General features: G+C 68.4%; 10 protein-coding genes. 2 read left to right on the top strand and 8 right to left on the bottom strand.

The window, feature by feature from the left end; translation table 11 throughout:
• Positions 1-372: 372 nt before the first annotated feature.
• Positions 373-699 (top strand): response regulator transcription factor, encoded by a 327-nt coding sequence (locus ABD156_RS00050; RefSeq protein WP_344264200.1) that lies wholly within the window; start codon positions 373-375, stop codon positions 697-699.
• 337 nt (positions 700-1,036) lie between these two features.
• On the opposite strand, the gene ABD156_RS00045 is transcribed toward ABD156_RS00050, so the two are convergent.
• From ABD156_RS00045 to ABD156_RS00030, 4 genes are all read right to left on the bottom strand, one after another.
• Positions 1,037-1,396 carry a hypothetical protein gene (locus ABD156_RS00045; RefSeq protein ID WP_344264197.1) on the bottom strand — a complete coding sequence of 120 codons (360 nt, stop codon included), beginning with the start codon at positions 1,394-1,396 and terminating at the stop codon, positions 1,037-1,039.
• 71 nt (positions 1,397-1,467) lie between these two features.
• Positions 1,468-3,729, bottom strand: a complete 2,262-nt coding sequence (locus tag ABD156_RS00040) for an ATP-binding protein (RefSeq protein WP_344264194.1) — start codon at positions 3,727-3,729, stop codon at positions 1,468-1,470.
• A 201-nt stretch (positions 3,730-3,930) separates the two neighbouring features.
• Positions 3,931-4,353, bottom strand: a complete 423-nt coding sequence (locus ABD156_RS00035; RefSeq protein WP_344264191.1) for a hypothetical protein — start codon at positions 4,351-4,353, stop codon at positions 3,931-3,933.
• 683 nt (positions 4,354-5,036) lie between these two features.
• Entirely contained in the window at positions 5,037-6,062 is a 1,026-nt protein-coding gene (locus tag ABD156_RS00030) for a helix-turn-helix transcriptional regulator (protein ID WP_344264188.1), read from the bottom strand.
• A 219-nt stretch (positions 6,063-6,281) separates the two neighbouring features.
• Between ABD156_RS00030 and ABD156_RS00025 the strand changes: the two genes are divergently transcribed.
• Positions 6,282-6,785, top strand: coding sequence for a hypothetical protein (locus tag ABD156_RS00025; protein ID WP_344264185.1), 504 nt, complete (start codon positions 6,282-6,284; stop codon positions 6,783-6,785).
• Between the two features lie 384 nt (positions 6,786-7,169).
• On the opposite strand, the gene ABD156_RS00020 is transcribed toward ABD156_RS00025, so the two are convergent.
• From ABD156_RS00020 to ABD156_RS00005, 4 genes are all read right to left on the bottom strand, one after another.
• Complete coding sequence (locus ABD156_RS00020; RefSeq protein ID WP_344264182.1) at positions 7,170-7,442, bottom strand: hypothetical protein; 273 nt, start codon at positions 7,440-7,442, stop codon at positions 7,170-7,172.
• 199 nt (positions 7,443-7,641) lie between these two features.
• Entirely contained in the window at positions 7,642-7,893 is a 252-nt protein-coding gene (locus ABD156_RS00015; protein WP_344264179.1) for a hypothetical protein, read from the bottom strand.
• Positions 7,890-8,150, bottom strand: a complete 261-nt coding sequence (locus ABD156_RS00010) for a lasso peptide biosynthesis PqqD family chaperone (protein WP_344264176.1) — start codon at positions 8,148-8,150, stop codon at positions 7,890-7,892. Before ABD156_RS00010 ends, ABD156_RS00015 begins: the two co-directional genes overlap by 4 nt.
• 296 nt (positions 8,151-8,446) lie before the next feature.
• The coding region (locus ABD156_RS00005; protein ID WP_344264173.1) for a tetratricopeptide repeat protein at positions 8,447-9,689 on the bottom strand (1,243 nt) is incomplete at its 5' end.

Genomic DNA, 9,689 nt, shown 5'->3' with positions numbered 1-9,689 from the left:
CTACCGCGCCACCGTCGGCGACGGCCCCATCCCCAGCCTCTACCGCACACCCCCGCCCGACGGCCTGCCCCTCGGCGACTGGGTCCACAAGCAATACCAGGCAGCCAAGAAACGGGAAACTGAGCCGCGAGCTCCGTCAAGCCCTCGTGCAACGCGGACTGCCCGTACCCCGATAGCCGCACCGCCTGCCCGCAGCGACCGCACTGTGCACCCGGCCAGCTGTGACCATGAGCGCTTCGTGTCGCCGGAGCGATGACGTGACGTCCGAATCAACGCTTCGTTGTGCGGGGCGATTGACGCCTGGTGTGAATCGGGTGATCGAAGTGCCGCCTCGGACGTTGGCCGAACGGGACGGGCCAACGCGCCGCACTGATGCGGCGGCGGCAGGATTCGAGAGCGTGGCAAACCTCTCGGAGAACGGACACCGGCTGCGGACAACACGCCTGGCCACACACCGATTCAGACGTTCCGGTGCCAGACTGTTGCCTGTGTCCGACAGCCCGACCTACTCCGACCGCGCCGGAACGCCGATTCCGCGCGTCAGCCGTCATCCGCCACCTCAGCACCGGCCTGGCCCCTAAACAGGTCGCCCGGCTCCTCGACCTGTCCGTCCACACAGTCAACGACCATCTCAGATCCATCTACGGCAAGACCGGCGCGCACGGCCGGAACGAACTCATCGCCGCACTCAACCCATGACGAACGGGCCAGCCCACCGTCGGACCTCCGACCGTCGTCAACATCAAACCCACAACCGCGTTGGGCCTCCGGCCAGCTCCTGCCACACCCCCCGCCGTCACCGCCGACCGCTGCGGCGGTCTGCGGTCGGGCAGCCGGGACGTACGGACGTGCCGCCCATCCAACCGCAAGCTCATCCGCCCTGGTCGGCAACCATGCGTCAGACCCGTGCAGCGACAACTGGCGTCTGCAAGCGACAACTATCGCCTGTGGTCACAACCACTGTGACTGTGCGCGCTAGTTGTCACCGAAGCAGTGCGCGATCTGGGAGCCAGGTCGCGGTTGTGAGGGATAGTTGTCACCTGCTGTGCACCGTATTTGTCACCCCGTTGAAGCGGTGCGGCGACGGGGAAGTCAGCGTCGTGCCAGACGGCTGGTTCGTTACCGGCTTAGCCTGCGCGCGATCCTGCGGAACTACGGGTTTCCAGCGGGGTGAGTTGACGGGGCTGCGGCGTTCGAGGAAGACAGGGTCGTGCCAGATGCCGTCGCGTTGGACGATGCGTTCGCGGACGCCGGTGATGCGCTGGCCGGCGAAGCTGTTCAGTGCAAGGCTGACGCGGTGGCTTTCGCGCGGGCGGCGGTCTACATCATCGACGGCCTGCTGCACAACGACTCTGCCATCCGACTGGGCGATCAGCGATCGGCTGCGCCAGGGCATCACCGCCGCATCGGGTTCCGACCTTCACGACGCCCAGCACCCGGCCGGTTTCCTCTGCCGGCCGTTCGGGTTTACGAGGCAGGTGGGTGGTCGATCAGCCGGGCGCGGAGGTCGTCGGCGTCGGGGTGGTGCAGGTCGTCGAGGATCGCCAGTGCCTGGTGCCAGGAGTGGTGCGCGGCGTGGGTGTCGCCCGCGGCCTGGTGCGTGTCGCCGAGGCGGATGACCGTGTACGCCTGCGGATGGCGGGTGCCCACTTTCCGGTACAGGTCCAGTGCGGCGTGGTAGCAAGCGACGGCGCGCTGGTGCTCGCCGAGGTTGTGGTGGATGCAGCCGAGGCTGTCCCAGGTGTGCGCCTCGCCGTAGCTGTTGCCGGCGGTTTGCTGCAGTTCGAGCGCTCTGGTGCAGTAGCGCAGCGCTTCGGCGTGCCGGCCGAGTTTGGTCTGCATCCAGCCGATCCCGTTCAGTGCATCGGCTTGGCCTGCCCGGTGTCCGACCGCGCCGAACAGTTCGTAGGCGATTTCGTCGTGCTCGATCGCGTTCTGGTAGTCGTCTTGCAAGTAGGCGGCGACGCCGAGGACGGTGTGACTGCGTGCCTGGCCGAGCGGGTCGCCGAGCGACTCGTCGAGGGCGAGCGCGCGGACCGCGCTGGCGCGGGCGTCGGGATAACGGCCGAGCCGGATGTATGCGCGGCCGAGTTCGCGCAGCGACCGTGCCTGCCCGTGCGGGTCGCCCGCGTGTTCGGCCGCGGCGATCGCGGCGAGCTGAGCGGCGACCGTCTGGGTCCAGTGCCCGTCGCGGATGCAGAACTCCGCCACGCTGCAGGCGAACTGCCAAACGTGCGTGTCGAAACCGGCGTCGGTGGCGCGGTCGACGACGCCGGGAAACACCGGTCGTTCGGCTGCGAACCACTGCCACGCCCGCTCGCCGTCGGCGAACTCGCCGACCACGGCACGGGGCTGAGGCGCGGCCAGGGACAGCTGGTCGTTGAACGGGTCGAGCAGCAGCGCCGCAGCGTGCGCGGTATGGAGGTAGTGATCGAGCATGCGGCGCAGGGCGGCATGCCGCGCGTGCTCGTTCTCGTCCTGGTGCGCCGTTTCCGCCGAATACGCGCGCAGCAGATCGTGGCAGGCGAACCGGTCGCTGCCGGTTTCGGCGAGCAACTGTGCTCGGGCCAGCTCGGACAGGGCCATCCGGGCCTGCTCGCGTCCGGTTCCAGCGAGACTGGCCGCGGCCGGCAGCGAAATGTCCGGGCCGGGATGCAGGCTCAACAGCCGGAACATGCGCGCCGCCGCGGTGCCCAGCGTCCGGTACGACCAGGAGAACACGGCGCTGAGGTCGACGCAGGCGTCGCCGATGTCCATGCCCCGCAGGCGATCGCGGACCTCGCGCACCTGGCCCACCAGCTCGGCCAGCGACAGCGTCGGGGCTAGGGTCGCCCGCGCGGCGACGAGGCTCAACGCCAGCGGCAGATGCGCGGACAACTCGATCAGGTCGCCGGCCGCCTTTGGTTCGGCGGCCAAGCATTCCGGGCCGAGTCGGTTCGCCAGCAAGTCACGGGCTTCGGCTGCGGTCATCAGGTCCAGGGACACGGCGCGCGCACGCTGGCTGACGATCAGGCCGCCGAGCCGGTCGCGACTGGTGACGACGGTCAGGCATTCGTCCGAGCCGGGAAGCAGCGGCCGGACCTGACCGGTGTCGCGGGCATTGTCCAGCATCACGAGGATCCGGCGACCGGCCAGCCGGGACCGGTAGAGCGCCGACCGGTCGGCGAGACTCGCAGGTATCCGGTCCGCCGGCACTCCGAGTGCGTCGAGGAAACTCCCAACCGCCTCGGCGGGCGCGACCGGCTCGCCGCTGGGGTCGAAGCCTCGGAGGTTGACGTAGAGCTGCCCGTCAGCAAACCGGTCCGCGACCTGGTGCGACCAGTGCACCGCGAGAGCTGTCTTGCCCACGCCCGCGGTGCCGGTGACCACCGCGACAGCGACGCTGTCCCGCCGGTCCAGCAGGCCGTCGAGTTCCTTGAGCTGGGCCTCCCGGCCGGTGAAACCCGGCACCGCGCCCGGCAACTGCCGCGGCACTGGGGCGCTCGGCCGGGCCGGGACCGGGGCAAGGCCGTCGCGCGCGGCCGCGAGCAGTTGTTCGCAGCGGCGCGGATCGAGTCCGAGTGCGTCGGCGAGCCGGCTCACCGACGACAGCCGCGGCTGTCGTCTCCCTGTCTCCAGCACGCTGATCGAGTGGACCGACACCCCTGATCGGCCCGCCAGTTCGTCTTGCGTCCAGCCGGCCGAGAGCCGACAGCTGCGCAGAAGCTCGCCGAAGGCACTACCGCCCATTTCCTCCCCCTGGAAACGGTCAGCCGCCGAAACGGCACAAGCCAGTCAACCTATTATCGGCCAACTGGCTGTGCGTTTCAACGGTGCCGCGGCGAGCGAAGAGACGGATCGGGCCCGGCGGGCGTGGTCCTTTCGGCGGCAGGAACTAGACGATGCAGGCCATCGCGCCAGTCCCGCCGCCGTTCCGGACTCCCTTTGGCGCTAGTACTGGCAGTCCGGAATGAGGTGTTCGTTGGCTGTGGTGCTGTTGTCCACGTAGGGCGCGTAGACCCACGCGTACATCTCGATGGACCCGGGGTGGTCGTCGGGGTCGTTGTAGTACAGGTGCGTCGCGTGGTACCAGCGTTTGTCGTGGCCGTTCGCGGCGTATCCGCGGCTGGTATAGCAGTCAGCGTCGATACCGTCGGTGGTGGCCGGGTTCGGCCTGGTGTGGAGGTTCGGGGCGACCTTGTTGGCCTCGACGGGGAATACGTAAGCAGTGTTGTACACCCCCGCGTTGTGCGAGGTGTTCAAGTGGATTCCGACATCCATCGGGGCCGCGTGCGCCGGCGCGGCGGCCATCCCGCCCAGCGCCGCCATGCCGATGGCTGCAGCGGTCGCGGCCAGCTTCTTTCCGATGCGCATAAGCTTTTCCTCCTGAGCGAATGGCGACGTCGCATGGCGATCGCCGCATAGTCCGACAAGACGTTGTACCGAGGCTGTCTTCCTCGACCGGCAGAAGGCGGTCCCGTGCTTTCCCGCCCCTGCCGCTGCACAACATCCTCTCCGCCCTCGAGTGGGAACTCCATGACGACGGCTTGTCGTTCGCTTGCCGTTCGCGGCCCACGGCCGATCCTCGTTCCGGAAACCGGTGCCGCCTGCCCCCAAGCTGAAAGCCCCGACCAGATCGGCACTTGTGACAGAAATCCATCACAAGCGACGACTACGGCGCACAGGCACACCTGGTGTGACTGTGCGCGCTAGTTGTCACCAGATGCGGCCGCTACATGGGCTCCCGTGCTCGGTTGTGCATATTTGTTGTCGTGTGATGTAAGAGGTTTCTGTCACCGGTGCGGTGAACCTTCCCTGTGAGGAGCCGAGGCTGTCGGCGGTGGCCCAGCTAGCCGAGGACGCCCGACTGGTCGTCTGCAACCGGCCGCCGAAACCTTCGGATGCCGGTCCGCCCGGCGACGTTCGGGTTGCGCTGCCGGATCGCATGCTTCCGGTTGCGAGGGTCAGCGAGTGACAGGCCAGCGCTAGGAGGATGACCAGGAGCCGACCGAGCCCGAGAGGCGTCGCCGCCGCGGGTGCTGGGCTTCGCGGCGGGGTCAGCGGGTCAGCACGGTGAAGAGTTCTTCGCGGCTTGTCACGCCGAATTTCCGGTAGATGGCTTTGAAGTAGTCGTTGACGGTGTGTGCGGAGAGATCGAGCCTGCGGGCGATCTGCTTGATGGGCAAGCCGCCGAGCGCCTGCTCGACGACAGCTTTCTCCCTGTCGGTGATGCCGCGGCAGGTGGCGACCGCGGAAAGCAGGTCGGCGGCGGAGGCGGTCTGGACGGTGACTGCCACGTCGCCGGGCCTGGCGCCGTGGAGCGGTTGTGCGTGAATGCTTGCCCAGCCGCGGGAGGTGGGCACCGTGCTGACCGCAGGCGGGCCGCCCCGGCGAGCGGCGACCACCGGATTCACCAGAACGATTTCGGGGCCGGGTTCGCCGCCGCGTGCGGGGTTGGCGGCGAGGTCGCGCAGCCACTCGCGACCGGCCGGGGTCGCCGCGGTGATCCGGTCGTCGCGGTCGAGGACGAGCGTGCCCGGCACTGATCCGCGGGCCGGGCTCGTTGGGATGCCCGCGGCGAAGCGCCGCACCGCGGCGGTCAACGGCCCGCTGAGCCGCTCGGCGTACCGGATCTCGTCGGCAGTGAACGGGTTCGCTCCGTGCTCGCGCGTCAGCCCGAACGCGCCCCAGGTCCGGCCGCGCACGGTGAGCGCGATGCGCAGATCGATGCCGATCCCCTCCGCGGCCATGAGTTCGTTCACTGCCTCGGTGGCGCGGGTCGCGGGCCGGCCGGAGTCGAGCATCGCGGCCAGGCTGCCGCCCAGCGCGGGGTTCAGATAACGGTTGGTACGACAGTGGTGCGCCATCCGAAAGCCTGCCCGTAGGCCGTATCCGGTCTTGCCCGCTCGCATGACGACTGTGCCGGTGGCCGGATCGACCCCGCCCATCAAGCAGGCGTATCCGTCGTGGGGCAGGCCTGGGCCGAGGATCCGGGAGAATTCCGCGGCCAGTTCGTGGAGCGTGTCCGCTTCGCCTGCGGCGCCCAGTGTCGTGCGGGAGACCGCGTCGATCGTCGGTGCCATCGCTCAATCCTAGTCGCTGTCAACCCCCTCGGTCATGGGATTACCGCGGTCCGGCCGGGGCGGCACCATTGTTGCCGGGCAGGCACTTCTGCTTTACCCGCAAGGGCAAACGGGCGCATCGGCACAGCGCTGGGCAGATCCGGACATCCGGCCGGGAACTGTCGGCTCATCTGATACGGAAACCGGAATTAACGGCGAAGAATAGAGGGGAAAACGCGCATGAGATTGTCACAGAAAGCCGGGATGGTCGCGTCGGCGTTGACGCTGACGACGGGACTGGCAACGTCAACGGCAGTCGCTGCCCCCAGCGCAGCCTCCGCGGCGACACGGCCTTCGATCGCGTCGGTTTCGTTCAGCGGGAGCGGCGGATCCGGTGTCGCCTCGCCCACGATCACGCTCACCGGCTCCGGTTTCGGGGCCGCCCCGCCGCCCAGCACCCCGGACAACGTCACCAGCTGCGGCACGTACACCAACAACGGCTTCGTCTTCGGCAACCAGTTCCACTTCCTCGACGACAACAACTTCGAGGCCGGGGCCAGCAACCCCGACGGCAGCGCCAACTGCATCGGCATCATCCCGCTGTCGTGGAACGACAGCCAAGTCGTCCTCCGATTCGGCAACGCCTACGGCACCTTCGCCCACTGGTACCTGTCCAACGGCGACGGGTACGCCATCTCCGCCAAGGACGGGCTCTTCGGCGGCACCGTCAGCGGGCTGAACTGACCGAACCGTCCTCGAACGACACCGTACCCCGGTGAGCCGGCCGAAGCCGTCGGCCCACCGGGGTACGCCACGAGGCTCCCATCTCGCCGGAGGGGAAGGGCGGAGTGCGGCAACGACAATCCCCGCCGGCGAACGCCGGCCCTGATCAGGACTCCGGACCTTGCAGATCACCCCCGAGAGAAGGTGCCCGCCCGCGCGACCTCGCCGAGAACCATCCACAGGTGCTGATCATTCACACGTCACTGGCTGTGACTGTGAGCGCTAGTTGTCACCGGAGCGACCCGCGATTGGGGAGCCAGGGCGCGGTTGCGCGGGATAGTTGTCACCGACTGTGCGCCGTATCGGTCACTACGTCGAAGTGGTGCGGCAACGGGGAAGTCGGCGTCATGGCAAGGCGGCGTGTTCGAGCACGTTGCCGTCAACGGACACGGCGTTGTGGTGCTTGCCCGCGTAGGGGGCGAGAACTGGGACGGCCGCGATCTCCTGGCCGCCTGTGAGCGGGACGGGACAGGCGCACACGGCGAAGTTCCAGTTGTCGGCGGCGTGGGGGCCAACTGCGACGAGCGGGGCGCTGTCGGCCAGCGCGGGCGCGGTTGTGATGAGCACCGCGCCGGTCCCGGCGAGGACCGCGGTTGTGATGCGTGATGGTTTAAGCACGAGCGCAACCTAGCGGCTGCCGCGGAGCGAACGGGTCGTGCTCACCCGATCTGGCCCTGGCTGTGCCTCGATCGAGGCACAGCCAGGCGACGATCGGTCGCGGTGTCGCGACGCCTGCCCGACCTGACCCCTTGGGCCAGTGGCCAAGGCGGCAAATCTGCACTGAATGATCTTGAAAGGCCTGGGGTCGCTGGCAGCGTCAGGCACTCACCGCCCTCGCTCCGGCCGCAGGGCCGGCGAGCACCGTGCTCGCGCCGCTGGCCTGCCGGGCCGCTGATGCCTGGCGGGCGGTGGCCGGCGGGGCGCCGCGGCGGGCGAAGGCGAGGATCCGGTGGAGCCGGGCGGGCGTGGTGGCCGCGAGGGGGCGGGCGAGCGCGACGGCCAGCAGCGGCAGCGCTCTCCGGTGCGGGGGCAGCCGGGGGCGCGGGGGCAGGGCGACGGGCCCGCTCATGCGGGCACGACCAGGCCGGCGGAGCGCAGTTGGCCGATCACGGCGGTCACGTCGCGTTCGGCCTGGTCGGCGCCGATGCGGTGGCGGTCGGCGAGTTCGCGGCCGATCGCGGTCGGGGTGCGGCCCTCGAGCAGCCTGTGCAGGATGCCGGCCCCGGTGGGGTTGAGTTGCCAGTAGCGGCCGGTGTTCATCTGCAGGAGCACGGTGCCCTCGGGGGTGTCGGCGGTGACGACCTCAGTGTGCAGTCGTAGGCTCATCGGCCCTCCTGGGCAGGTCGGGAGAGGTTGCGGCGGTGCGGAGCCAGGCTTCGCAGCCCAGCGCGGGCTGGGCGGCACTTCCCGCTAGCGTCGGGTCTAGGCGGACATGCCGCGACTGCTGCGGGCGGTGGAGCCGTCGTGTCGTCGCCGCCGTGTTGGCCGTGGCTCGGCGACGAACGCCAGCGGGTCGGTTCCCCGGAGGGCATGCATTCGTCAACGTCGTGCCGACCGGTCGCTGCGCACATTGCGGAGTGCGGGCCGCCCTTTCCGGGCGGCCCGCACTCCGTCTCACTCGGCTAGTGTTGAAGTTCGTCGAGCCGCTTTTTCGCGGCGGCGAGTTTCGGGCCGTAGGTTGCGGGGTCGGTTTGATTGAGCACGGTGAAGATGTTGACCGCTTCCTGAGCGAGATGCACCGCTTCGGGTTTCCGGCCGACGCTGAGCTGGAAGTCGATAGCGGGGTACATGATCCACTCGCCCAGTTGCGGCCGGTAGGCCGGGTTCCGTGCGGCCAGCGGCCGCAGGATGTCCAGGCCCTTCACCGCATACTCCGCCGCCTTCGGCATCATCTCCTGCTTCAGGCCGATAGCCACACCCGTATTCAGGTTGGCCCTGGCGGACTGATACCTCAACTCGTCATCATTCGGATTCTCCGCCGACAACTGCGCCGACAACCCGATCGCCTCGTCCCCCACCTTGATCGCCTCGTCGAAACGACCAGCCGACGCGAGGAAGTTCGGAGTCGGCCACAACGCCCAGTCGGCCAACTGCCTCCGGTAGGCCGGATTCCGTGCGGCCAGCGGCCGCAGGATGTCCAGGCCCTTCACCGCATACTCCGCCGCCCTGGGCATCATCTCCTGCTTCAGGCCGATAGCCACACCCGTATTCAGGTTGGCCCTGGCGGACTGATACCTCAACTCGTCGTCATTCGGATTCTCCGCCGATAGCTGGGCCGATAGTCGGATGGCTTCGTCTCCGATCTTGATGGCGTCGTCGAAACGACCGGCCGATGCGAGGAAGTTCGGGGTCGGCCACAACGCCCAGTCGGCCAACTGCCTCCGGTAGGCCGGGTTCCGTGCGGCCAGCGGCCGCAGGATGTCCAGGCCCTTCATCGCGTAGTCCGCCGCGCTGGGCATCATCTCCCGGCTAATACCGAGCGACTGCGCCAAATTCATCGCCGCACCCGCCATACGGCGCACTAGCTCATCATCCCCGGGATTCTCCGCCGACAACTGCTTGTACAACGCGATCGACTCGTCGCCGACCCTGATTGCCTCCTCGAACCGACCCGCCGAAGCCAGAAAATTAGATGACGGATACGCCAGCCACTCCGCCAACTGCCTCCGGTAAGACGGGTCTATTCTGGCGATCTCGCGCGCGATTCCGAGGCCTTCGAGGGCTTTTTCCGCTGCTTCCTTGTGCTTGCCGGCGTCCCACAACTGTTGTGATTCGGTGATCAGGTTCTGTGCGGCCTGTTTGTCTGAGGTTTCCCCCGGGGACCGGACACCGGGTTTCATGCCGCGTGGGCGTGGTGGTGATGGT

Source organism: Amycolatopsis albidoflavus, assembly GCF_039525725.1.
Lineage (GTDB): Bacteria > Actinomycetota > Actinomycetes > Mycobacteriales > Pseudonocardiaceae > Amycolatopsis > Amycolatopsis albidoflava.
This window is presented reverse-complemented; position numbering and strand designations above follow the sequence as displayed.

Coding starts and splice junctions, on each gene's coding strand:
- ABD156_RS00010 (WP_344264176.1), bottom strand. CDS start 8,150: ATGAGCCTACGACTGCACACTGAGGTCGTCACCGCCGACACCCCCGAG.
- ABD156_RS00045 (WP_344264197.1), bottom strand. CDS start 1,396: ATGCCCTGGCGCAGCCGATCGCTGATCGCCCAGTCGGATGGCAGAGTC.
- ABD156_RS00040 (WP_344264194.1), bottom strand. CDS start 3,729: ATGGGCGGTAGTGCCTTCGGCGAGCTTCTGCGCAGCTGTCGGCTCTCG.
- ABD156_RS00030 (WP_344264188.1), bottom strand. CDS start 6,062: ATGGCACCGACGATCGACGCGGTCTCCCGCACGACACTGGGCGCCGCA.
- ABD156_RS00050 (WP_344264200.1), top strand. CDS start 373: ATGCGGCGGCGGCAGGATTCGAGAGCGTGGCAAACCTCTCGGAGAACG.
- ABD156_RS00015 (WP_344264179.1), bottom strand. CDS start 7,893: ATGAGCGGGCCCGTCGCCCTGCCCCCGCGCCCCCGGCTGCCCCCGCAC.
- ABD156_RS00025 (WP_344264185.1), top strand. CDS start 6,282: ATGAGATTGTCACAGAAAGCCGGGATGGTCGCGTCGGCGTTGACGCTG.
- ABD156_RS00035 (WP_344264191.1), bottom strand. CDS start 4,353: ATGCGCATCGGAAAGAAGCTGGCCGCGACCGCTGCAGCCATCGGCATG.